At 35.9% G+C, this 23,061-nt stretch carries 24 protein-coding genes; 11 read left to right on the top strand and 13 right to left on the bottom strand.

All coding sequences use genetic code 11. The annotated features are described in order from the left end of the window. Positions 1–171 precede the first annotated feature (171 nt). The 4 genes from cdr to EKQ63_RS05570 form a co-directional block, all read right to left on the bottom strand. A complete protein-coding gene (cdr, locus tag EKQ63_RS05585) occupies positions 172–1,836 on the bottom strand; it encodes a CoA-disulfide reductase (protein ID WP_143880810.1) in 1,665 nt (554 codons plus the stop codon). Between the two features lie 146 nt (positions 1,837–1,982). Beyond that, the gene (locus tag EKQ63_RS05580) at positions 1,983–3,260 is read right to left on the bottom strand and encodes a neutral/alkaline non-lysosomal ceramidase N-terminal domain-containing protein (protein ID WP_143880809.1); all 1,278 of its coding nucleotides are present in this window, start codon (positions 3,258–3,260) and stop codon (positions 1,983–1,985) included. Between the two features lie 108 nt (positions 3,261–3,368). Continuing rightward, complete coding sequence (gene spoVR, locus EKQ63_RS05575) at positions 3,369–4,787, bottom strand: stage V sporulation protein SpoVR (RefSeq protein WP_048554287.1); 1,419 nt, start codon at positions 4,785–4,787, stop codon at positions 3,369–3,371. Positions 4,788–4,901: 114 nt separating this feature from the next. Continuing rightward, on the bottom strand, positions 4,902–5,462 hold the full coding sequence (locus EKQ63_RS05570; RefSeq protein ID WP_048554289.1) for a nitroreductase family protein: 561 nt from the start codon (positions 5,460–5,462) through the stop codon (positions 4,902–4,904). A gap of 233 nt (positions 5,463–5,695) precedes the next feature. Between EKQ63_RS05570 and EKQ63_RS05565 the strand changes: the two genes are divergently transcribed. The 9 genes from EKQ63_RS05565 to EKQ63_RS05525 all read left to right on the top strand — a co-directional run bounded on the left by EKQ63_RS05565 (position 5,696) and on the right by EKQ63_RS05525 (position 12,353). Continuing rightward, on the top strand, positions 5,696–6,292 hold the full coding sequence (locus tag EKQ63_RS05565) for a hypothetical protein (protein ID WP_140168588.1): 597 nt from the start codon (positions 5,696–5,698) through the stop codon (positions 6,290–6,292). Between the two features lie 126 nt (positions 6,293–6,418). Continuing rightward, positions 6,419–7,924 carry a spore germination protein GerYA gene (gerYA, locus tag EKQ63_RS05560; protein WP_143880808.1) on the top strand — a complete coding sequence of 502 codons (1,506 nt, stop codon included), beginning with the start codon at positions 6,419–6,421 and terminating at the stop codon, positions 7,922–7,924. After that, positions 7,921–9,003, top strand: coding sequence for a spore germination protein GerYC (locus tag EKQ63_RS05555; RefSeq protein WP_143880807.1), 1,083 nt, complete (start codon positions 7,921–7,923; stop codon positions 9,001–9,003). The genes gerYA and EKQ63_RS05555 overlap by 4 nt, the downstream gene beginning before the upstream one ends. 12 nt (positions 9,004–9,015) lie before the next feature. Continuing rightward, complete coding sequence (locus EKQ63_RS05550; RefSeq protein WP_087951419.1) at positions 9,016–10,125, top strand: GerAB/ArcD/ProY family transporter; 1,110 nt, start codon at positions 9,016–9,018, stop codon at positions 10,123–10,125. Positions 10,126–10,170: 45 nt separating this feature from the next. Then, positions 10,171–10,683, top strand: coding sequence for a PCYCGC domain-containing protein (locus tag EKQ63_RS05545; protein ID WP_087951418.1), 513 nt, complete (start codon positions 10,171–10,173; stop codon positions 10,681–10,683). Between the two features lie 116 nt (positions 10,684–10,799). Further along, positions 10,800–11,048 (top strand): YhdB family protein, encoded by a 249-nt coding sequence (locus EKQ63_RS05540; protein WP_001195458.1) that lies wholly within the window; start codon positions 10,800–10,802, stop codon positions 11,046–11,048. A 165-nt stretch (positions 11,049–11,213) separates the two neighbouring features. Further along, positions 11,214–11,633 carry a disulfide formation protein C gene (locus EKQ63_RS05535; RefSeq protein WP_000532258.1) on the top strand — a complete coding sequence of 140 codons (420 nt, stop codon included), beginning with the start codon at positions 11,214–11,216 and terminating at the stop codon, positions 11,631–11,633. A 12-nt stretch (positions 11,634–11,645) separates the two neighbouring features. After that, positions 11,646–12,065, top strand: coding sequence for a thioredoxin family protein (locus tag EKQ63_RS05530; protein ID WP_087951417.1), 420 nt, complete (start codon positions 11,646–11,648; stop codon positions 12,063–12,065). Positions 12,066–12,137: 72 nt separating this feature from the next. Then, positions 12,138–12,353, top strand: a complete 216-nt coding sequence (locus EKQ63_RS05525) for a DUF1540 domain-containing protein (protein WP_001115394.1) — start codon at positions 12,138–12,140, stop codon at positions 12,351–12,353. Between the two features lie 33 nt (positions 12,354–12,386). Here the strand turns inward: EKQ63_RS05525 and EKQ63_RS05520 are convergent, their stop codons facing one another. The 3 genes from EKQ63_RS05520 to EKQ63_RS05510 form a co-directional block, all read right to left on the bottom strand. Next, the gene (locus EKQ63_RS05520) at positions 12,387–12,638 is read right to left on the bottom strand and encodes a hypothetical protein (RefSeq protein WP_000834195.1); all 252 of its coding nucleotides are present in this window, start codon (positions 12,636–12,638) and stop codon (positions 12,387–12,389) included. 103 nt (positions 12,639–12,741) lie between these two features. Continuing rightward, positions 12,742–13,503: a L,D-transpeptidase gene (locus EKQ63_RS05515; protein ID WP_087951416.1), complete on the bottom strand. Its 762-nt coding sequence runs from the start codon at positions 13,501–13,503 to the stop codon at positions 12,742–12,744. Between the two features lie 67 nt (positions 13,504–13,570). Further along, positions 13,571–14,437: an SDR family oxidoreductase gene (locus EKQ63_RS05510; protein WP_143880806.1), complete on the bottom strand. Its 867-nt coding sequence runs from the start codon at positions 14,435–14,437 to the stop codon at positions 13,571–13,573. Positions 14,438–14,640: 203 nt separating this feature from the next. Here EKQ63_RS05510 and EKQ63_RS05505 point away from each other — a divergent pair, with 203 nt between their 5' ends. Then, positions 14,641–15,942 carry an NCS2 family permease gene (locus EKQ63_RS05505; RefSeq protein WP_087951414.1) on the top strand — a complete coding sequence of 434 codons (1,302 nt, stop codon included), beginning with the start codon at positions 14,641–14,643 and terminating at the stop codon, positions 15,940–15,942. Between the two features lie 97 nt (positions 15,943–16,039). On the opposite strand, the gene EKQ63_RS05500 is transcribed toward EKQ63_RS05505, so the two are convergent. The 3 genes from EKQ63_RS05500 to EKQ63_RS05490 all read right to left on the bottom strand — a co-directional run bounded on the left by EKQ63_RS05500 (position 16,040) and on the right by EKQ63_RS05490 (position 17,816). Then, a complete protein-coding gene (locus EKQ63_RS05500; RefSeq protein WP_087951413.1) occupies positions 16,040–16,243 on the bottom strand; it encodes a hypothetical protein in 204 nt (67 codons plus the stop codon). Between the two features lie 128 nt (positions 16,244–16,371). Continuing rightward, positions 16,372–17,226, bottom strand: coding sequence for a patatin-like phospholipase family protein (locus EKQ63_RS05495; RefSeq protein WP_087951412.1), 855 nt, complete (start codon positions 17,224–17,226; stop codon positions 16,372–16,374). Between the two features lie 128 nt (positions 17,227–17,354). Next, the gene (locus tag EKQ63_RS05490) at positions 17,355–17,816 is read right to left on the bottom strand and encodes a MarR family transcriptional regulator (protein ID WP_087951411.1); all 462 of its coding nucleotides are present in this window, start codon (positions 17,814–17,816) and stop codon (positions 17,355–17,357) included. Positions 17,817–17,955: 139 nt separating this feature from the next. On the opposite strand from EKQ63_RS05490, the gene EKQ63_RS05485 reads away from it, so the two are divergent. Then, the gene (locus EKQ63_RS05485; RefSeq protein ID WP_087951410.1) at positions 17,956–19,137 is read left to right on the top strand and encodes an MFS transporter; all 1,182 of its coding nucleotides are present in this window, start codon (positions 17,956–17,958) and stop codon (positions 19,135–19,137) included. A 22-nt stretch (positions 19,138–19,159) separates the two neighbouring features. On the opposite strand, the gene kdpDN is transcribed toward EKQ63_RS05485, so the two are convergent. From kdpDN to kdpB, 3 genes are read right to left on the bottom strand one after another with little or no spacing between them, the layout of a single operon-like run. Further along, entirely contained in the window at positions 19,160–20,314 is a 1,155-nt protein-coding gene (kdpDN, locus tag EKQ63_RS05480; RefSeq protein WP_087951409.1) for a KdpD-like non-kinase potassium sensor, read from the bottom strand. A 56-nt stretch (positions 20,315–20,370) separates the two neighbouring features. Next, positions 20,371–20,952: a K(+)-transporting ATPase subunit C gene (gene kdpC / locus EKQ63_RS05475; protein ID WP_087951408.1), complete on the bottom strand. Its 582-nt coding sequence runs from the start codon at positions 20,950–20,952 to the stop codon at positions 20,371–20,373. A 16-nt stretch (positions 20,953–20,968) separates the two neighbouring features. Next, positions 20,969–23,059 (bottom strand): potassium-transporting ATPase subunit KdpB, encoded by a 2,091-nt coding sequence (kdpB, locus tag EKQ63_RS05470; protein ID WP_140168807.1) that lies wholly within the window; start codon positions 23,057–23,059, stop codon positions 20,969–20,971. Positions 23,060–23,061 lie beyond the last annotated feature (2 nt).

Raw genomic sequence — 23,061 nt, 5'->3', positions numbered from 1 at the left:
ATTACCATTATGTCACTATTTATAACCTATGACAATATATTATACCCTGCAGGGTATTTTGTAAACCCCTATTTTTAATTTTCACCTTATACATTCACAAAATACAAAGCGAAACCTTAATCTATAGGCTTTCATCTTCCACCAAATTTTGAAGTGGAAGATGAAAAAATATCAATATACAACACGTTCTGGTACTACCGTTCCATACAATTTAAAACCACCATCTACATTCTTTACCTTATACCCTTTTTCCATTAACATGCGTGCTGCTACATACCCTCTCATACCAAGTTGACAAGTAATATATATTTCTTTATCTACCGGCACCTCATCCAAACGATCACGTAATTCATCTAACGGAATATTAATAGAGCCTTTAATCATTCCTTGTTTTAATTCATTAGGCTCTCGAACATCAATAAGATATCCACCATTTTCAACAATACGATCTATTTCATGCCATTGTACTGTGTCCACAAAACCATCTACTATATTACTTGCTGCATACCCTACCATGTTTACAGGGTCTTTTGCAGAAGAATATGGCGGGGCATATGATAATTCTAAATCTGGCAAATCAAGTACAGTTAAATTTGCTTTTATTGCCGTTGCGATAACATCCATACGCTTATCTACACCGTCACGCCCTAACGCCTGTGCCCCGTAAATTTTTCCGCTTTCTTTATTAAAAATTAACTTTATTAGTACTGGCGTAGCATTCGGATAATATCCAGCATGAGAATTTGCCTGCACATGAACTACCTCATAGGGTATATTTAATCGTTTTAATATTTTCTCATTTACTCCCGTCGAAGCAACTGTTAAATCGAAAACTTTAGCTACAGAAGTTCCTAGCGTACCTTTATATAAAGAATCGGTATGACCATGAATAATATCAGCTAACATGCGACCTTGACGATTAGCCGGCCACGCTAAAGGAATCATCGTTTCTGTTTCTGTAACAAAATCTTTTACTTCAATCGCATCACCAATTGCATATACATGTGGATCCGATGTTTGAAATTTCTCATTTACTTTTATCGTCCCTCTAACTCCTAATGCTAATCCTGCATCCTTCGCTAAACTACTCTCTGGTTGTACACCAATTGCTAAAATAATCATATCTGTCTCTATAATTGAGCCACTTTTTAAACGTACAACAGTCCCATTCTCTTCTAACGCATCTACACCATCTTCAAAAACGAGCTCAACATCGTGTTTTTGAAGATGCTCATGCACATATGCCGCCATTTCATAATCGATTGGTGGCATCACTTGATTTGCCATCTCTACAAGAGTAACATCAATTCCACGTTCTCTTAAATTTTCAACCATCTCCACACCAATAAATCCGCCACCAATAACCGTCGCATGACGTGGTTTCTGCTCATCAACGTATGCTTTAATACGATCTGTATCAGGTACATTTCTTAACGTAAACAACGCCTTCGCTTCTTCAATACCCGGGATAGATGGAACAATTGGTTTCGCCCCTGGTGAAAGAATTAAAATATCATATTCCTCGCTATATGTTTCATTTGTCGTTACATTCTTTATCGTAATTGTTTTCTCTTCTTTATTAATCTTTACTACTTCACTCAATACACGTATATCTAAATTAAAACGCTTCGACATTCTTTCAACAGTTTGTACTAATAATTTTTGTCTTTCTGTAATGACACCGCCAATATAATATGGCAATCCACAGTTTGCAAATGAAATATATTCACCGCGCTCCACCATAATAATTTCATCTTCTTCACTTAAACGACGAAGTCTTGCAGCTACTGATGCTCCGCCGGCAACTCCACCTACTACAACTATTTTTCTAGACATATTTCAAACCTCCATACTATTTATTATTTAATTCCCTCATATATCATACATATAAAACCTATACCTGTATGGGTATATGATAAATTATAAAAAATTGAATTTCAATTAATATGTCTTTCTTTCACAAATTTGAAACAAAAAAGAACTTAGATCTCTCTAAGTTCTTTTACGTATAGTTCTATAGCTTTCTGTACGATTACATCTGCTGTATTTTCCTCCGGTGGCATCAATAAATTTGTAACCGGCCCATACACAACAGGGCTTAATTCCACTTCATAACCACCATATGAAATTTCTTCCTTTGTCGGCAAGTAACCAATATATCCGTTCATATATCCACCAAAGAAAGCCAATTCATTTTGAAGATTCTCTTTCACTTCTAATGCCGTTTCCGAAAAAGGTTCCATCGGTATACCTGAAAACATACCATCATTCACTTGAAACAGTTGCACTTCTAAATCAATAGTTAAATGCCGAATACCTTGCTTATATTTCTCTAAAACTATAGTAAGCCATTCATCCGTATTCACGCCCCACTGCTTCTCAGCTAACCAAGCCATGCTTCGTATCTCATCAATTTCAGGGATATTCTTCAACTTCATTTGCACCATACTCGAAATCGTTCTTACATTTACAATTGGGCTATATGTAACTGTCGGTAACATCGTTAATACATGTCCACTAAGCGTGTAAGCCATTTGTGTTAATGCTTCCTTAGAACCTCGATACTTCGCATTCACATTACCAGCAGCACCTTGAACAATCATAACAGGACAGTTTACGATCTTCTCAAGAATCTCTCTTGTCATCCCCGGATAGTCTGCTGATAATGCATCACTATCACCTTTTAAAACATTCGGATGGGCCGTACAAAATACTATAATCCCAGTTAATTCCTTCGTTTCAGCATCTTTTATTGCTAACATACCAATTCGTTTATCTACAACACCCTCTATATTTGTTCCCATCTTCGCTCTTCCATCAGATGCTCTCTCTCTTCGGTTTACTCCAATATCACCTGTCGTAACACCCCAGCCAACTTCACATCGCTTCAAGTTGTTATTCGCAGTAACAGCACCTTGCACCACATTATTTACTAAAATCGTTTTATACGACCTTACTAAAGGTTGCTCACCAACAGTTTCTGGACCAGAATGTGTATGTGTATAAACAACTGTTATTCGCTCAAATGGAACATGAAGCCTACTTGCTACTCGCTCACGAATCATATTCGTATCTTCTACTAACATTCCAATATTATCAATACTTATAAACACAGTTTTCATTTCATCTTTTTCAAATACAAAAACCGTCCCATAAATACGCTCTTCAACATTATTTATTCCTGTCTCTCTATGGTATCCAACAAAATCAATGCCAACAGGCGGCGTAATATCCACCTTGCATACCCCTACTTTGCTCATTTGAATCGCTCCATTTCTCTATGTAACTCCCTTTTTTCAAGAATAGCATATTTGACTTTGTTCCAAATAAAAAAAGAACGAACATAGCATTCTATGTCCGTTCTTCCTTCACACATACTTCCGATGCACCATCTTCCCATCATAAGAAAACACAACGCCCTTACTCTCTACAATTGACTCCATATGCACTGTTCTTCCCCACAGCTGATGAAGATATGGTAATACCTTTTCTAAGTATTTTAAATCGAGCTCGATTCCTTCGTAACTATGTTTAATGTATAATTCTCCGTTCTTTAAGTAGTCTCCATCTTCTACTACTAAGTACGGGAAACCACCATTTGTACGCATATTTACGAGTTGATCACGCACATGTTCCCACTCTTTATCTATTACTTTATATTCTTTTCCTTGGCGCTGGAATAAGTACATATCTTCTCTCATTACGAGATCTTTATTTAAGTAGTTTCTTAAGAACGATACGTCCCATTCGATTTCGCGTACTTCAAAGATTTTGTCTCGACCAGATCCTGGTTTGACGCCTCGTCGCTTCATTTCTTCTGTCGGGTTGTTGTAACGTTCTTCAATATCTTCAAACATTTTAATACCGAGGTAGTATGGATTAATACTTGTTTTGGATGGCTGTACAACCCCTGCATTTAATTTCGCAAATTCAATTGCTTCATCAGATGTTAAGTCCATTTCGCGAAGTATGCGTTGATGCCAGTATGATGCCCAGCCTTCATTCATGATTTTTGTTTCAAGCTGCGGCCAGAAATACAGCATTTCTTCTCGCATCATCGTTAATATGTCTCGCTGCCAATCTTCTAGCTCACGGCTATATTCTTCAATAAAGAGAAGTAAATCTTTTTCTGGTTGTGGTGGGATTTTCTTCTTTTTACGCACATTGGAGCGTTCCTGTTTTTTATTTCGATTATCTAAATTCCATAAATCATCGTATTGCGATACCTTTTTCTTTTCTACTTCTTCCTCTTCTAAATCATCAATACTCCACGCAAGTTTTGGACGCATAAGCGACGGATCAATATGCTCTTGAATAGCAAGTACGGCATCTAAAAATGTTTCTACCTCTTCTTTTCCGTACTTATGCTCATACGCTTTCACCCGTTCAGCTGTTGCTGACATACTTTCTACCATATCCCGCTTCGTATTTGAAAAACGAATATTATTTTTAAAGAAATCACAGTGTGCTAACACGTGCGCTACAATTAATTTATTTTGAATTAACGAGTTCGTATCTAATAAAAAGGCATAACATGGATCAGAGTTAATAACGAGTTCGTATATTTTACTAAGTCCTAAATCGTATTGTAATTTCATTCTGAAAAACTGTTTTCCAAAACTCCAATGTGAAAACCGCGTCGGCATCCCATATGCACCAAATGTATAAATAATTTCCGCTGGACATATTTCATAACGCATCGGATAAAAATCAAGCCCAAATCCAGTCGCAATTTCCGTAATTTCCGCAATCGCATATTGCAGTGCTTTATCGTCACTTGCTCTCATTATTTTCCCTCCTTACACTTTCCCTTAAGAAAGTGTATGATTGAGAACAAGCTTTCATGAGGATTGATTGCATAATAAAAAGACACCCCCGTAAAAACGAGAATGTCTCATCTATTAATCCTCAATAATCTCCATCTTCTCCGTAATCGGCGCTCGCGCTTTTCCTTCTGGTGCTTTATCGAAATAGCCAAGGTGCAGAATTCCAACGATGCGTTGACCTCTAGTTAAACCAAGTCCTTCTATAAATAATGGATTGTAGTTTAATCCACCTGACTTCCAAACACAACCTAAACCGCGTTCCCAAGCGAGAAGTTGGAAGTTTTGCATAAATGCACACGTTGCAGCGTAATCTTCGTCACGCTGAATTTGACGTGGGTCTTCATTTATATATACAACGATTTGTGCTGGCGTGCTTAAGAAACGATCAGATAAAATTTTCCCACGTTTCGCTCTTTCTTCTTCTGTGAAAGAGTTTAATACTGCGTCTACTAATTTCTTGCGACCTTCTCCAATGTATAATTTACAATTCCATGGCTCACGGTGTTTATGATTCGGTGCCCATGTTGCGTCGTTTAATAGTTCAATTAATAACTCTTTTTCTACTGCTTTATCTGTAAATGTACGAACAGAACGTCTTTCTTTAATCACATTTGCGATGGAAGTATATGTAGTCATATTTTTCTCTCCCTTATTTTTTATCTATATGTATACGTTTATTATTGATATTGATTTTCAATTTCGATTATAACCTAGTTTTTTACTATTAATCAATGTTTTATGTTGGAAAACCTGTAAAAACTTCTTTTTCTACTGTGAATAAAAAAACTTAGCTTCTTCACAAGTTTTTCACATTTTATGGAAATGATATGTGTAAAGTTTTCCACATTATCCATCTAGGAGGAGTTTATATGTACAAAAAAATCGCAGTAAGTATGTCTATGGCAACATTATTATTCGGTGCAACCGTCTTCCCTACTTTCGCCGCTACGCCAAAAGAAGTAACATTGCATCATCATAAGCCAATTTCAGAAGAAGAAATGCAGTCGCTCGAAAAACTCGGCTATAACAAACATGAAATTTGGAAAGCTGCCCACATTGCAAGAATGAGCAAAACAGAAATAAAAGACGTTTTAGCTTACTATAAGCAAAATAAATCTTGGGAGAAAACAGCCCAGCATTTCGGGGTAGATCCAAGTAAGTTGAAAAAGCATCATATGAATAAAGAAACGAAAAAGGCACTACTGCAAGAATTAGCAAATATGCAAAAATCTACACCAGACGGGCTAAAACAAAAAATGAAAGAATATAATATCGGATTACGTCAGCTCACGGTATTAACAATCATCTCTCAAAAAAGTAATACTCCCCTTGATGATGTGCTAAAAATGAAAAAAGACGGAATGGATATGAAACAAATTGCAGAAAAATTAAATGTAAAAAAAGAAGATATACGAGCAGAAATGATTAAATTAGTAAAGTCTATTAAGGAAAAGAAAACAAATTAATATGCCAAAAAGGAAGAGTTTTTCAATACTCTTCCTTTTCTTTATGAACTTTCAATTTTCAAGTATAAATTCCCGTCTTTCCCAAAAACTAACACAAGTAAATGATATATGTCAGGGGGTGTGAAAATGTTTCGTTTATCATCTAAAAAGAAAAAACAAACCATCTGTTCTATTCCAGAGTTTATCCATACTATGAAAGAATCAAGTGACTTTTCTTCTTATAACATTATAGAAGATGGCACATTATGTTTGTTTTATTATAAATCGACAGTAGAATCACTTATTATTAAACGATTCATTTTAGCACCTATAAAAGATAAATTGGACGAGATTCAACATATTGATGATATTTTAAATATTGTATCTATTGAAGACATCATCATCTCCCCTTCCATTGATGATATTCGCGAAAAATTATTAGGTGGGTATGTGTTATTACAGCTAAAAAAAGATTCAGAACAAGCAGCGTATGCACTCCTACGCGCTGAAAGTACAGTTTTAGGAACTCGTTTAGTAAATGACACGGAAAATGAATATAGCGTTATCGGTCCTAAAGTTGGTTTTGTTGAAAATGTTGATATAAATATACATTTATTACGCCGAAATATCGTAACCGAGCAATTAATTTTTAAAGAACTTAGCGTTGGTTCTATGTCAAAAACTAAAATCGTAGTTGCTTACATCGAAGGAATTACAAATGAACAGCATATTAACACTGCAACACAACGTCTACAAGATATTGATTTTGATTATCCTTTTGATGCAACTATGATTGAACAGTTTATTAGTGATAATAGCAACTCACCCTTCCCTGTTTTACTACCTACAGAGCGGTTAGACCGCTCTGTGTACGCATTACTGAATGGAGGCGTTGTTATTTTAACAGACGGTTCACCTTACGCATTAGCTGGACCAGCGACGTTACTTGATTTCTTCGTCTCGCCAGAAGATTATTATTTACCATGGATAGCAGGCTCATTTCTTCGAATGGTTCGCTTTTTCGGAGCAGCATTCTCGCTATTTTCATCAGCTATTTATACAGCTGTATTAACGTATCACTATCAAATGATTCCTGTGGATTTACTAGGTCCGATTATTTTTTCAAGAGCTAATGTACCCTTTCCGCCCATTTTAGAAGCACTTTTTTTAGAAATCACAATCGAATTGCTCCGTGAAGCTGGAGCACGATTACCTACAAAAGTTGGACAAACAATCGGCATCGTTGGCGGGATTGTAATTGGCCAAGCATCTGTTCAAGCTGCTTTAACGAGTAACATTTTATTAATTGCAGTTGCTTTATCAGCACTCGCTTCTTTTACAACACCAACTGTAAAAATGTCTTCTACTATCCGGATACTACGATTTCCACTTATTCTTTTAGCTGGTGCATTTGGGGGCTTAGGTCTTATTGTAGGATTCGTACTCATATTAGCTCATTTAATTCGCTTAAAATCACTTGGATCACCTTATTTATTACCTCTATATCCATTTCGCGGTTTAGGGACAGCAGAAGGACTCCTTCGCCTTCCATTTAGTCAAACTGCAGAACGCGCTTCTTTTCTAAGGCCCAAAAAGAAATGGCGCTATGACCCGAACAAAGCGAAAGAAAAACGCGACGGTGAGGAAAAATGAAAAATATTTTATTATGCTTTTCCATTATCATTTTAATTGTTCAATCTGGTTGTACAGAAGCATATATAGTTGATACACAGCGAATGATTCACGTAGGTGGATTCGATATAATAAAAGATAAAAAATTTCGCGGAACCATTTTATATCCCGATTACACAAAGGGCGTACAATCTAAACCAGAAACTCAATCAACGCATGCAGGTACAATTGAAACAATCTCTTCCCTTCTAAACGCCAAATCTCCACATACGATCGCTGTAGGTCAAATGCGTGTTGTCCTATTTGGAAAAGCATTTGGCGAACATGGACTTGGAGATGTTATTAACAACTTACAACGTGATCCTAACATTGGCCGTGATGTGCAGCTAGCACTTGTAGATGGTTCAGCAGAAGAATTACTGAAACATGTCAGAATAAATGGATCACTTTATTTATCTGATTTATTGGAGCAAAATATAAAAAACGAGACAATCCCGCGGACAGCTTTACATATTTTTTTATATAACTTCTATTCATCTGGATGCGATCCATTTCTTCCTTACATTCAAGTATCAGAAGACAAATCTGCTTCCATTAAAGGATTAGCTTTTTTAAAAAAGGATAAAGTGGCTATGTATACAGATAAGAAAAGGTCTTTTTTATTTAAATTACTCATTAATCCAACGAAAAATGGGCGTTACGAAGTTCCGATACGGAAAGGTAAAAATAAAGGGTTAATTGCTACTCAAAACTTATCCGGAAAAAGTGTATGTTCCCTTTCCCAAAACGGTGATATTCCAAGGGTTAACATACACTTAAAATTAAATGGACTCATAAAAAATGCTCCCAGTTGGCTGGATTTATCAAAGAGTAAAAATGTAACTTACGTAAAAAGACATGTAGAAAGGTTGCTTGAGAAGGATTTAAATGAATTAATAAAACAATTCCAAGAAAATGAAATCGATCCAATTGGTATACGTGAAGAAATTCGTAGTCACTCAAGAAAATGGAGCATGAAACAAATTCAGGACATGTATCCTAACGTAGATGTTGCTGTCAACGTAAAGATTAATGTCGTACAATCTGGTATCGGAGAATAGTGAGGTGCTATCATGACTGGACAAGATAAAACACATACAGTTTCCCCGTATTTCACATTCCTTTTATTACACTCTCTTCAAATTGGAGTAGGTGTACTAGGATACCAAAGGATTATTGCGAAATTTGCTGGTTATGATTCTTGGATTTCTCTTATTGTCGCTGGTATTGCAACTCATATCGTATTATTTTGCATGCTGAAAATGTTAGAAAAAGATAATGATTTAATGAATATCCATACGACATGTTTCGGAAAATGGATTGGAACATTTTTTTCCGTATGCTTTGCGGCATACCTTCTATTATTTTGCCTTACTGTTCTTCGTACATATATTGAAGTTATTCAAGTTTGGGTCTTTCCTACAATTAAACCGTGGAAATTAACTTTACTATTTTTACTTGTAGCTTATTACATAATTAGAGGTGGCTTACGTTCTGTAACAGGAATATGTTTTTGGGGCGTTATTATACCGATTTTCGTCCTATTTTTCTTAGTTTTCCCAATGAAATATGCACATGTCCGTAACATTTTCCCAATTCTCACTCATTCACCTTTAGATATTCTAACTGCAGCGAAAGCATCTGCATTAGAATTTCTTGGATTCGAAGCGATTCTTATTTTTTATCCGTTTATTAAAAAAGGAAAATCATTAAATAAATGGGCACATGGCGGCATTGCTTTTACAACGATTCTATACGTAATACTTGCCATCGTTTCCCTTATGTACTACAGCCAAGGACAACTACACCATACTATTTGGCCAACATTAACGATGCTAAAAATCATTAAAGTTCCTTTTATCCAAAGGTTTGAGTACATCATTATTTTTCTATGGTATCTTATTATTTTACCTAATCTTTGTTTAACCATTTGGTCTTCTTGTTGCATTAGTAAAAGATCTTTTCACATACCGTTTAAAATCACACTGCCATTGTTTATCGCAGCCATATTTATTTCATCCTTATTTTTTACAAACCGTGAAAGTATCAACACTTTAAATACGGTATTATCTCAAGCGGGTTTATATATTGTATATGCTTACATCCCGGTATTATTTCTATTCCATTCGCTAAGATGGCGCTTCAAAAATCAATCAAAAAAATCTTCAACCGATACACCGTAATCTCTGATACAATTTGATTAATACATTTGTAAAGGGGACAAGCGAATGAAAAAGTATGTATTTTCTTTACTTGCAGTACTAAGCTTAATTCTTGCTGGATGCGGAAGTACTGGTACAAATGACCAAAAATCTTCTGAATCAAAAAAAGAAGAACATGACCACGCATCGCACACTCAGCAAGCTGACATTCAAGAGAAAACAAAAGGAGTCAACACACTTCCTACCTTCCTAGACAAGCTTGATCCACAAATGAAAGATATCTACACTGTCGCTGGACAAAATGCAGAACTATTAGATTGGATTCCATGTTATTGCGGTTGCGGTGAAAGTGTAGGACATAAAAATAATAAAAATTGTTTTATTCGTGAAATTAAAAAGAATGGTGAAGTTGTTTGGGATTCCCATGCAACGACTTGCGTCAATTGCCTAGAAATCGCAGTTGAATCTGCTTCCATGAAACAAAAAGGAAAATCAACGCTTGAAATTCGTAACTATATCGACAATAAATATAAAGAAGGCTATGGCAAACCAACACCTACGCCAATGCCAAAAGCTTAAAAAACGAGGAAACACCTCGTTTTTTTCATTCACTTTTTTTCTTAACAAATTCTTTCAAGTGTATTTCTCCTTACTTATCACACACTATATATAACTCTCGGTAAGGAGGGTACACAGTGCAAACATATAACGACTATGATAAAGCTCTCTATTACACGTATTGCTGTAATTGGGATAAATTACTCGTTCTCATGGTTCAAACGAACGATCAATTATTTTCTAAGCGTATTGAGCATTTTTTGCACGCTTATCAATACAGTAAAGAACTGCCAGAAGTTGATAAACAATTGCAGCTTCTATTTCAATATATTGACCACGCATCCCAAAAGTCACATATAGAAGAAGTAGAGCAAATTCAAATGTAAACTATAGCGCTATTCTCTTCTGGAGAATAGCGCTTTTTTTAAATGTTCATATCAATAAAAGTTTCCCCTTATAAAACTTTTATTGATAAACATATTTTTTCTTTCTTTTCTGTGCCACTTCATACTATAATTTAGTATGTAACTATTATAAGTGAGGTATAAAATATGGGACGAGAAAAAAAGCAAGAATATGCTTTATTTACCGCGTGGGGAGCTTCTTTTATCGCTACACTAGGAAGTCTATACTTTTCCGAAATCATGAAATTTGAACCTTGTGTCCTTTGTTGGTATCAACGTATTTTCATGTATCCATTCGTTTTATGGCTCGGTATCGCTGTAGTAAAAAAAGACTATCGTATCGCAAGTTATTCTTTACCAATCGCAAGTATTGGTGCTTGTATTTCTTTATATCACTATGCAATTCAAAAAGTCGCAGCATTTTCGGCTGCAGGGGCAGCTTGCGGCCGCGTACCATGTACGGGAGAATACATAAACTGGTTCGGCTTTGTGACGATCCCGTTTTTAGCACTTATCGGCTTTATTACAATCGCTGTTTGTAGCTTTATTGTCATCAAAAACAAATAAGGAGATGAAAGAATGAAAAAAATGCTTATATTTGGCGGTATTATTATCGTCTTATTTGCAGCAATCTTTGCTGTAACGCAAATGGAAAAGAAAAACGCATCGACAGATGAAAAAGGTTACTACTCAAATAAAATTTCTCTTGAAGATCTCAATAAAAATATAGAAGATAAAAAAGAACAAACGATTTACTTTTATCAAACCTCATGTGTTCATTGTCAAAAAGTCTCTCCTACTGTTGTCCCTTTAGCGAAAGATTTAAATGTTGATATGAAAGTAATTGATATTGAAAATTTAAACGAGCCTTGGGATAAGTACGATATTAAAGGAACACCGACAATTATTCATTTTAAAGATGGTAAAGAAGTAAGCCGTATTAGCGGCGAGCAATCAAAAGAAAAATTTAAAGAATGGTTTGAACAAACGAAAAAATAACGAGAAAAGGAAACTCCTTCTACACATGAAATGGACGTAAAATTCCAAACTAATGTATAAGGAGGGGGTTTTATGCCAGAAGTGAAATGTTCTGTTTCCAATTGCTCATTTTGGGGACAAGGTAACTTTTGTCAAGCAAGTGCAATCATTGTGCAACCAGATGCTGAAGAAACGGGTTCGAATACAAATGATTCGTATACAAGCGCAGTTTTAACAAACGAGACGCTAGAAAGTTCTGTAACAACAAGTGTAGAAACTTGTTGTCATACATTTAAACCAAAATATTAAACATAAAAAGCATACGACTAATCGTATGCTTTTTTACATTCCCCTCCAAAAATCATGCATAATAAAAAAGTACAAAATAACGAGAACGGCTGTCCCGCATAACGTAATACGCCGATATATACTCTTCTCCCCTTCTCTCGCCTTAACAAACGCCCAAATAAATCCGAAGAACAATATTAAATCAACATATGGAACATAAAACGAAAAGACGAGAAACGCATACAAATACACGATAAATAAACAGGTCGTTACTAAGAAAACTTTAAAAGCAAATTCACTTTTCATAATATAACCGCCCCCTATCTGTACTGTATTATATTCAGCCAAATACAATAGTTGCAGTTAAACCCGAAGTAGAAATAAGCTACCGTCTATCATACGGTAGCTATTACGGAACATTATATTTCCGTTTATATATATTACTTAAAGCCGAAAGAGGAATTTGCTCATAACGAATTTTTTCTCCTGTTTCATCTACTATATACAAATTGTTTCCTATATAATATATTCCATCTTTTCGTTTTGAGTACACTGCATATCTTTCATTTGGCAGTACCGTCTTCACTTTCGTTAACTGCCCATTCGGTTCTTGCCAATATATATCCACGCGGTCTACTAACGTAAGCATACCAATTTGCTCTTCTTCTACTTTACGACCATTCCAACTCACAACACGATAACCAAGCCTATTCGCTTCATATTCGGGGCTCGTATGAAAACGAGAAATAATTACTTTTGTTTGTAACTGGACTCGGTCGTATAACCACTGTATATCCCTGTCATGCATGCGAATACAGCCATTTGATTCCCTACTTCCAATCGTCCATTCTCGATTTGTCCCATGAATCGCATATTCATTCTTATCTAGCCCTAGCCATCTCGTACCAAGAGGGTTATTCGGTGCACCACCAGCTATTTTTTTTCGATGATATTCTTTATTTTTAAATTTAGTTATAATACAAAAGTTACCTTCAGGCGTAGGTGTACGATCTCTTCCAGTTGTTACGGAGAATGTTTTCGTATAATTTCCATTTTCAAAAAAAGACAACTGGTTTGTCGTAAGGTTCACTAATATTAGATGATCTGTATTAGCAAAGGCACTAACCGGTAGGATGAAAAATAATAGTATGACAAAACATAATTTTTTCATCTATATCCCTCCCCTAGCGCCACTATAATAAGTGGAATTAACTTTACTTTGCTCTTATAAATGAAAACTATCCATTTACAATAACGCCCCCATTTACGTGTATCATTTGCCCGGTAACATAGGATGAATCGCCAGACGCTAAATATACGTATGCTGGTGCTAATTCATATGGTTGGCCAGGTCTTTGCATCGGAACATTGCTCCCAAACTGTGATACCTTTTTCTCATCAAAGCTTGATGGAATAAGTGGTGTCCAAATTGGTCCTGGCGCAACACCATTTACACGAATCCCTTTTTGCACTAATGATTGAGAAAGTGATCTTGTAAAAGCTACGATTGCCCCTTTCGTTGCGGAATAATCAATTAAAGTTTCATTTCCTTCGTATGCAACGATAGACGCGGTATTTATAATGACATCCCCTTGCTTTAAATGAGAAAGTGCGGCTTTCGCAACGTGAAAATAAGAAAAAATATTAATACGAAAAGTCTTTTCTAGCTGTTCTGCTGTAATATACTCTAGTCCTTGCTGCGGATATTGCTGCGCGACATTATTTACTAAAACCTGTAACCCCCCCAGCTGCTGAACGGTCTCTTCTACAATATCTTTACAATGCTGTTCATCACTTAAATCACCTGGTAACAACACACACTTTACACCTTCTTGTTCCACACGTTGCTTCGTCTCATTTGCATCTCCATCTTCATCTAAATACGCAATCGCAATATTTGCCCCCTCTTTCGCAAAAGCGACAGAAACAGCTCGTCCAATTCCACTATCTCCCCCTGTAATTAATACATTCTTTCCTTTTAACTTTTCGCTACCTTTATAATTTGGATCTTCAAACTGTGGTAGAGGATTCATTAATGATTCAATACCGGGTTGTTTATTTTGATGTTGCGCTGGCATTGTTACAAAGTTTTTTTGCTGCGGCATATTTTCTTTCAACTCCTTTTCCTTATAATATGTGCACAATAAAAACTGAAATTCACACATCGGTTTACGATTAATATTCGAATTTAAGACACAAAATATGAATTGTTGTAAACTTTTTATGCAAAACTATTGCAAAATAGATAAAAAACGAATATTATATATAACTGTTGTGAAAATTATTCGTAAACAGAAAGGATGTTTATATGTTTAACCTTTCAAAACATAAAACTTCTATTAAAACTGAAATTATGGCAGGTATTATTACCTTCTTAACAATGGCATATATCATTGTCGTAAACCCTGTTATCCTTGGAGATGCAGGTGTTCCATTTGAACAAGCATTTACAGCAACAATTATCGCTGCTGTTGTCGGAACATTATTTATGGCGATCTTTACAAACTTACCAATCGCAATTGCACCAGGTATGGGATTAAATGCTTACTTCTCTTACTCTGTTGTAAAAGCTCATGAAGGCATGACTTTCGCAATTGCCTTCTCTGCTGTATTCGTAGCAGGTATGATTTTAATTTTGTTATCATTCACATCTTTCCGTACAAAATTAATGGAAGCAATTCCTGAAAACTTAAAGCATGCAATTACTGCTGGTATCGGTCTTTTCATTGCCTTTATCGGTTTACGCTTAACGGGTATCGTTACAAAAAACGATGCAAACTTAGTTGGACTTGGTGATCTTCACTCTGCTCCAGTACTACTAGCATTAGCTGGACTTGGAATTACAATTGTCCTTATGTCTTTAAATGTAAATGGTGCGCTATTTATCGGCATGCTATTAACTGGTATTATCGCTTTCTTCACGGGACAATTATCATTCTCAAACGGTGTTACATCAATGCCTGGATTACCAGAAGGCATTATCGTTTCAAATCCAATTACTGCTGTTTCTGACGTAATTAACTACGGATTGTATGGCGTTGTATTTTCATTCTTCCTTGTTACCTTATTCGATACAACAGGTACATTACTTGGCGTTGCTCAACAAGGTGGATTTATGAAAGACGGAAAGCTTCCAAAAGCAGGACGAGCTCTTCTATCTGATTCATTCTCAGCAACAATCGGTTCTATGTTCGGAACAACACCATCAACAGCTTACATTGAATCTTCTGCTGGTGTTGCAGCTGGTGGTCGTACTGGTTTAACAACAGTTACAGTAGCTGTTCTATTCGCTCTAGCAGCATTCTTCGGACCATTAGTAAGTGCTGTTTCTGGTGTATCAGCTATTACTGCACCGTCATTAATTATTGTTGGTAGTCTTATGATGGGCTCAGTTCGTCACATCGATTGGGACGCATTTGATGAAGCATTCCCAGCATTTTTAGTAATCTTAAGCATGCCACTTACATCAAGTATCGCAACAGGTATCGCTCTTGGATTTATTTCATACCCACTTATGAAAGTGGCAAAAGGTAAATTCCGTTCTGTTCACCCACTTGTATATGTATTTGGAATTTTATTTGCTTATCAATTGATATTCTTACCACACTAAAAAAGTAGAGCATCGGATTTCGATGCTCTACTTTTCTTTTATAACAATCATTCAAACTATAACGGTCTCTCCAAAATATGAAGGAGCTTATAACATTTTAATATTTCTCTTTTACCTGTAATTCTTTACTATACTTCTGAATGAAAACTGAAGAAATAACCATTACCAGCCCTACACTCAACCCAATAAGCTGATCCAATAGCATTTCATCATGAATGAACCAGCGCAGTAAAAATACCCCACCAAAAATAAGCATCATAGTAAATCCAGTATGTCTAAGTCCTTTATATACATTTTCCATATGTATCACCTCTCCACATACCTTTTATCCATATTATACCATAACCTAAAAACGTGTATAACCAACATTCGGCATTGAAACCAATAATAAAAAAGACTGCAGAGAACTCTACCTCCACAGCCTAATTATTATTTTTGCAAGAACGCCTGCAAATCTGCAAACTGTCTCTTTGCATCTTCATAGCCTTGCTCATATAGATGTTGTAGTTTTGCTGTATCTTTTTCCATACGATCTACTTGAAGCGGTACTTCTGGACGAATAACAAATAAATTACCCGCTTGTTCTTCTTTTTCAATGTAGTGAAGTGTTTCATTATACACTTCATAGCGATTTAACATCGTGTTAACAAGATTCGGATATTTTTTATAAGCTTTCGCAGCAACCCACCCAAATCTTGATTTTTTCTTTGCGTAACCGTGATTTCTTGTTAAAATTACGACTGATTTTTTAAATCCATCTTCCTGTGCTTTACGAACTGGAATCGGATCCGAAATCCCGCCATCTAATAATTGCTTACCTCGGTAATTTACTACTGGTGCAATGAAAGGTAATGAACTAGAAGCTTGTAATAAATTTAGTGCATCATCATTCGTTCCCTCTTTTTCAAAATAAACAGACTGTCCTGTTTCACAATCCGTCGTTCCTACAAGAAAACGCTCGGGGCTATTAAAGTATGTTTCAAAATCAAACGGCACATGCTTTTCTGGAATTTCATGAAAAATAAAATCCATATCAAATAGCTGACGTTTTCTCCATAAGTTTTTATACGATAAATATTTCGGATGTGATGCATAATCAATATTTACTGTTTTATTTCTATTTCTTTGTCTGGAAAGATACGACGCTGCATGACAAGCACCAGCTGATACACCGATTACATATGGAAAATATAAATCTTGTTCCATAAAGTATTCTAATATCCCGCCCGTATATACACCACGCATACCGCCGCCTTCTAATACTAACCCTGTATTTTCAAGCATGTTACTCTCTCCTCTATATATATTGACTCTTTAATTATTCACCATGTTAAGTATCTTTTTCTATTATATATGAGTTCTTTCAGAAATTATATTTAAAAGACTTGAGAAAACGGAATTTTTTCTTCCAATTATATTTCCAAATGATCGGAGACATCCTTTATAAACCTTTGAATAAAATCTTGTTCTTCTTTCGTATATCTATCTAAGAGTAACAGCCACTTTTCTTCAGCTTGTTTATGTAATTTATCATGAGCTTTATATATTTCATTTCCGCTTTCCGTTAAGCGAAAGAAAATTTCTTTTTGATTGTCTAACATTTGCATCTTCTCAACGAATTTCTTTTGGAACAACTTTGTACAAACTTTAGAGATTGCGCCCTTCGTCATTCCCATTTCTATCGTAATTGCCGTTACATTCATCAGACCATTCTTCCCGATACACTCGATTACATGTAACTCAGATAAAGACATACCACTTACACCTGTCTCACGAAGAAACTTCTCATTTTGTCCTTTCAAATGTTCTTCTCTTTTATGCAAAAGTGTACGAATGTCCGAAAGTATTTCCATTTGTTTCGTTGTATAATCCAATCTATTCGCCCCCTAAGTTTCCAAAGAAACAATTTAACTATATACCATTTTAAAATCATTTTTTCATATTTACAAGTTAGAAAAACATGTTAAAATAAATTTAGTTTCCCAGGAAACAAAAATGAAGGAGGTTAACATAATGAAAAAATCCAAACTACATTTCATTTTATATATTGTCTGTATTAGTGCCTTACTCGGTTCCTTCGCTCAAAATATTTACACACCTATCTTGCCCATGATTCAAGGTTCTTTTCATACTTCTCCTTATCTTGTAAATGTCACAGTTTCACTTTTCACATTCATTCTTGCAATTATGCAGCTCGTATATGGACCTTTAATTGATACAAAAGGGAGAAAATCTGTCCTTATCCCTAGTTTAGTCATTAGTACAATTGGTTCAATCGGATGTGCTTTTTCGGCAAACATTTATTTATTTCTCTTTTTTAGAGCTGTTCAAGCTATAGGAATAGCGGCTATACCTGTAGTTTCAGCAACGATTATTGGTGATTTGTTTGAAAGAAAAGAACGAGGAGAAGCAATGAGCCTTTATCAAATGTTACTTGCTCTTGCACCTGCGATTGGCCCCCTCATTGGTGGTTATCTCGGCAGTATAAACGGCCATGTATCCGTATTTCTCTTTTTATCTATACTTGGCATTCTCTTATTAATGATAAACATTTCACTACTTCCAGAAACAAAACCAACTGTAAGTAAGCAACCGCAATCAAAAAAGAATTACTGGTTTATCTTAAAAAATAAAACTGGATTTTCTATTACTCTTATTGGCTTTATTCAATTTTGTATTTACTTTTGCTTCCTCGTTTTTTTACCGAGCATTTTAACAAATTTATTTCACTTAACTGCAAGTGAAATTGGTCTTATGTTTGTACCGATGTCCCTTTCTATTATGTTAGGAAGTTATTGCTACAAGTTTTTGCAAAAGCGCCTCACAACAAAGCAAACTTTATTCATTACTAGTTTCTTCAATATTATATGTGTCACTTTATTCTCTTTCACATATAGCATCAATATCCCATTTATCATTATCGTTACATCATTGTACGGTTTTAGTATGGGACTTTCTATGCCAACTCACACTACTTTATTAACGGAAGAATTCGTACAAGAACGCGCAACTGCTATCGGTATGTACAACTTCATCCGCTATCTTGGTATGGGCACAGGGCCACTTATAGGTGGATTTCTTTTATTTAATCAAAATTACTTTTGGATTTTCTTCATAGGTGCAATTATGTTTCTACTCATAATCTTATATGCGATGAAAATGCTACGATTCCCTGCCACACAAAAAGCAAAATAGAGACCTACAGATGGTCTCTATTTTAAACTCTTTGATCCGCAACAATATGAATATCAATATGCTTCGTCTGTCTCATAATTTCATTCACAATCGAACCTTTTCGAATTTCTTCCCATCGCGTTCTCGCTGATTGCCCAAGTAAAATTTGCGTTACTTGTAATCTTTTTGCAACTTCAATAATAACATCCGCTGGCTTTCTCCCTTTCGCCTCTTCTAACACAAAACTCGCATCAAATTGATTCGTGAGCGACCTCCACTCTTCAATCGTTTGCTTTTTACCAGCTGAAAGAGAGTCGATATTTTCTCTTTCAACATTTAATACATACAATTCAGCATTCAACCGATCAGCCATGCGCCATCCCCGTCTTATTAATTTCTCTGCTGTTGAACTATATTGTACACAAACGAGAATTTTTTCTTTCACTCCAATTGGTTCTATCACTGCTTGACTAATCTTTTCGTCCATATCGTCAGCGACTTCACGAAGCGATAATTCTCTTAGTGCTCCTAAATTATTAAGCGTAAAGAAATTTTGTAAGCTTTGCTGTATTTTTTCTTCCTTATATATCTTTCCATCTATTAGTCTTTTCCTTAACACTTCCGGCGTTGCATCGACAAGCTGAATTTCATTTGCTTTTTGTAAAATAAAATCTGGAATGCGTTCTCTTACTTTTACATTCGTAATTTGAGCTACAATATCATGAACACTTTCTAAATGTTGAATATTAAAAGCTGATAATACCGATATACCAGCCTCTAACAATTCCTGCACATCCATATAACGTTTCTTATGTTTAGAACCGGGAATATTGCTATGCGCAAGTTCATCCACAACAACGACTTGCGGTGCACGTTTTATAATTCCTTCCACATTAAGTTCATAAAATAATTTCCCTTTATAATCTATTTCTTTTAAAGGAACCTTTTCTAAATCAGCAATTGCGTCTTCCGTCTCTTTTCTCCCATGCGTTTCAATTAAACCAATTACAATATCCGTACCGTCCTTTTTCATCTCTCTTGCATCAAGTAGCATTTTATAACTTTTCCCTACTCCTGGAGCTGCTCCTACATATAGCTTTAACTGTCCCCGATTTTGCTGACGAATATATTCTAAATATTCCTCTGGTGTTCGCCTTTGAAACGTCGGCTTATAGTCATCTGCATACAAAACATTCACAACCTTTCTTTCGAAACAACGCTACCTCAATCCATTAGATTGAGGTAGCACTGTTACTATTTCATTAGTTTCTGTAATTCTAAATTTAACTTTAAGACGTTCACGCGATCTTCTCCAAATAAACCAAGTGCCGCACCTTCTGTTTGATCTTTAATCAATTGATTAAGTTTCTCTTTCGGAATATTCGTTAATTTCGAGATACGATCCACCTGCACCGAAGCCGCTTGCGGACTAATATCCGGATCTAGCCCTGAACCTGAATTTGTCACTAAATCGATTGGCACTTCTGTAAGTGGTACAGTGGGATTTTGTTTCTTCCACTCTTCAATACTTTTCTCTACTCGTTTCTCTAAATCTGGATCAGACGGTGCATAGTTATTTGAACCAGACGCTTCTGCTTTATATTCAATACTAGAAACGCGCCCATGAAAATAACGTGGATCTGTGAAATTTTGACCGATTAATTTAGAACCAATCACTTCATTTTTATCATTATATATTAGACTTCCATCCGCGTTATCCTTCATTACTGCTTGTGCAATACCAGTAACAATAAGCGGATATACAAGTCCACACAACACTAAAAATGTAAAAGTAATACGGATGATTGGTGATAGTATACTTTGTTTCTTCGCCATCTCTTTCCCCTCTTCCTTATATGAACAAGCCGACAATCATATCAATTACTTTAATTCCAATGAACGGTACAATCACTCCGCCAAGCCCATAAATAAGTAGGTTTCGGCCAAGTAGTGCATTCGAACTCATCGGTTTATATGCGATACCTTTCATCGCCAATGGAATGAGTAATGGAATAATAACTGCATTAAATATTAATGCTGATAAAATCGCTGACAGTGGTGATGTTAATTTCATAATGTTTAATGCTTCCATTTGCGGAATCGCAAGTGTAAACATTGCTGGAATGATTGCAAAATATTTTGCAATATCGTTTGCAATACTAAACGTCGTTAACGCACCGCGTGTCATTAACAATTGCTTACCGATTCCTACTACCTCAATAATCTTCGTTGGATTCGAATCTAAATCAATCATATTCGCTGCTTCTTTCGCAGCTGTTGTACCACTATTCATCGCTAATCCAACGTCAGCCTGCGCTAATGCCGGCGCATCATTTGTACCATCACCTGTCATCGCTACGAGTTTTCCTTTATCTTGCTCTGCTTTAATAACTGCAATTTTATCTTCTGGTTTGCACTCAGCAACAAACTCATCTACTCCTGCTTCTTTTGCAATGGTTGCTGCTGTTAATGGATTATCCCCTGTACACATAACCGTTTTAATCCCCATTTGACGCAACTGTTCAAAACGTTCACGCATACCAGGTTTTACTGTATCTTTTAAATAGATTAAACCGTAAATACGATTATTCACTGCAACTACAAGTGGTGTTCCGCCCTCTTTTGAAATGAAATCTGCTTTTTGATTTACATCTTTCGGAATTGTTCCACCTTGTGACTGAACCCATTCAATCACGCTACCGACAGCACCTTTTCTCACTTTCGTTCCGTCCTGTAAATCAACACCACTCATTCTCGTTTCTGCTTTAAATGGAACAAACTCACCTTGTTCTGCAAGTTCTCTATTATATGATATAGATTTTGCTTGCACATACTCGATAACAGATCGACCTTCTGGTGTCTCATCTAAAACTGAACTAATCGCAGCCCATTTCCCTACTTGCTCAATCGTTTCATTTCCTACAGGTAATAATGTATGAGCCATTCTGTTCCCGAAAGTAATCGTACCCGTTTTATCTAAAATAATTGTATTAATATCGCCCGCAGCTTCTACTGCTTTACCCGACATTGCTAACACATTAAACTTTGTCACGCGGTCCATCCCGGCAATACCAATCGCTGATAATAATCCACCAATTGTCGTTGGAATTAAACAAACTAACAAAGCGACAAGTACAGCTGTATCAATTTGAAATCCTAAATAATTTGTAAAAATCGGCAGCGTCACAACAACGATTAAGAAGATAAGCGTTAAACTCGTTAATACTGTATTTAAAGCAATTTCATTCGGTGTTTTTTGACGAGCAGCTCCCTCTACTAACGAAATCATTTTATCAATAAATGATTCACCAGGATTACTCGTAATGACAATCGTGATCTCATCACTTACAACCATCGTACCGCCTGTCACGGAACAAAAATCACCGCCCGCTTCTTTTATTACAGGAGCTGATTCCCCCGTAATCGCAGATTCATCGACAGACGCTAATCCTTTTATGACTTCCCCATCACTTGGAATCATTTCTCCTTGTTTTACAATAACAACATCACCTTTTCTCAGATCCGTTGCTGAAACTTGAACAATGTTCCCATTTTCTTTTACAACATTGGCAAACACATCTTTCTTCGACTGTTTTAAAGAATCGGCTTGCGCTTTCCCCCGCCCTTCCGCTAACGCTTCTGCAAAGTTAGCAAATAAAACTGTAAATAATAGAATGAGAGAAACTGTTATATTGAACCATCCTGGTATACTACTAGAACGACTTGGAAGGAACGATAAAATGAACGTAATGATAAATCCAATCTCCACAACGAACATGATCGGATTCTTTATCATGACTTTCGGATTCAATTTCGCAAAGGACTGTTTCATCGCATGTGTCACGATATCACGATCCATCGTTTTCGCTTGTCTAACCTCATCTTCTACAACATGTATTTGTGACTCATTTACTCTTTTTTCTTTTACTACTACCGGTCTCATCA

Source organism: Bacillus sp. BD59S (assembly GCF_007363175.1).
Classification (GTDB): domain Bacteria; phylum Bacillota; class Bacilli; order Bacillales; family Bacillaceae_G; genus Bacillus_A; species Bacillus_A pacificus.
The sequence above is the reverse complement of the archived record's forward strand: the minus strand, read 5'-3'. Positions and strand labels throughout refer to the sequence as shown.

What these genes read in the sequence shown, in the direction of transcription:
- cdr (WP_143880810.1), bottom strand. Translation starts at nt 1,836, where the DNA reads ATGTCTAGAAAAATAGTTGTAGTAGGTGGAGTTGCCGGCGGAGCATCA.
- EKQ63_RS05580 (WP_143880809.1), bottom strand. Translation starts at nt 3,260, where the DNA reads ATGAGCAAAGTAGGGGTATGCAAGGTGGATATTACGCCGCCTGTTGGC.
- spoVR (WP_048554287.1), bottom strand. Translation starts at nt 4,787, where the DNA reads ATGAGAGCAAGTGACGATAAAGCACTGCAATATGCGATTGCGGAAATT.
- EKQ63_RS05570 (WP_048554289.1), bottom strand. Translation starts at nt 5,462, where the DNA reads ATGACTACATATACTTCCATCGCAAATGTGATTAAAGAAAGACGTTCT.
- EKQ63_RS05565 (WP_140168588.1), top strand. Translation starts at nt 5,696, where the DNA reads ATGTACAAAAAAATCGCAGTAAGTATGTCTATGGCAACATTATTATTC.
- gerYA (WP_143880808.1), top strand. Translation starts at nt 6,419, where the DNA reads ATGTTTCGTTTATCATCTAAAAAGAAAAAACAAACCATCTGTTCTATT.
- EKQ63_RS05555 (WP_143880807.1), top strand. Translation starts at nt 7,921, where the DNA reads ATGAAAAATATTTTATTATGCTTTTCCATTATCATTTTAATTGTTCAA.
- EKQ63_RS05550 (WP_087951419.1), top strand. Translation starts at nt 9,016, where the DNA reads ATGACTGGACAAGATAAAACACATACAGTTTCCCCGTATTTCACATTC.
- EKQ63_RS05545 (WP_087951418.1), top strand. Translation starts at nt 10,171, where the DNA reads ATGAAAAAGTATGTATTTTCTTTACTTGCAGTACTAAGCTTAATTCTT.
- EKQ63_RS05535 (WP_000532258.1), top strand. Translation starts at nt 11,214, where the DNA reads ATGGGACGAGAAAAAAAGCAAGAATATGCTTTATTTACCGCGTGGGGA.
- EKQ63_RS05530 (WP_087951417.1), top strand. Translation starts at nt 11,646, where the DNA reads ATGAAAAAAATGCTTATATTTGGCGGTATTATTATCGTCTTATTTGCA.
- EKQ63_RS05525 (WP_001115394.1), top strand. Translation starts at nt 12,138, where the DNA reads ATGCCAGAAGTGAAATGTTCTGTTTCCAATTGCTCATTTTGGGGACAA.
- EKQ63_RS05520 (WP_000834195.1), bottom strand. Translation starts at nt 12,638, where the DNA reads ATGAAAAGTGAATTTGCTTTTAAAGTTTTCTTAGTAACGACCTGTTTA.
- EKQ63_RS05515 (WP_087951416.1), bottom strand. Translation starts at nt 13,503, where the DNA reads ATGAAAAAATTATGTTTTGTCATACTATTATTTTTCATCCTACCGGTT.
- EKQ63_RS05510 (WP_143880806.1), bottom strand. Translation starts at nt 14,437, where the DNA reads ATGCCGCAGCAAAAAAACTTTGTAACAATGCCAGCGCAACATCAAAAT.
- EKQ63_RS05505 (WP_087951414.1), top strand. Translation starts at nt 14,641, where the DNA reads ATGTTTAACCTTTCAAAACATAAAACTTCTATTAAAACTGAAATTATG.
- EKQ63_RS05500 (WP_087951413.1), bottom strand. Translation starts at nt 16,243, where the DNA reads ATGGAAAATGTATATAAAGGACTTAGACATACTGGATTTACTATGATG.
- EKQ63_RS05495 (WP_087951412.1), bottom strand. Translation starts at nt 17,226, where the DNA reads ATGCTTGAAAATACAGGGTTAGTATTAGAAGGCGGCGGTATGCGTGGT.
- EKQ63_RS05485 (WP_087951410.1), top strand. Translation starts at nt 17,956, where the DNA reads ATGAAAAAATCCAAACTACATTTCATTTTATATATTGTCTGTATTAGT.
- kdpC (WP_087951408.1), bottom strand. Translation starts at nt 20,952, where the DNA reads ATGGCGAAGAAACAAAGTATACTATCACCAATCATCCGTATTACTTTT.
- kdpB (WP_140168807.1), bottom strand. Translation starts at nt 23,059, where the DNA reads ATGAGACCGGTAGTAGTAAAAGAAAAAAGAGTAAATGAGTCACAAATA.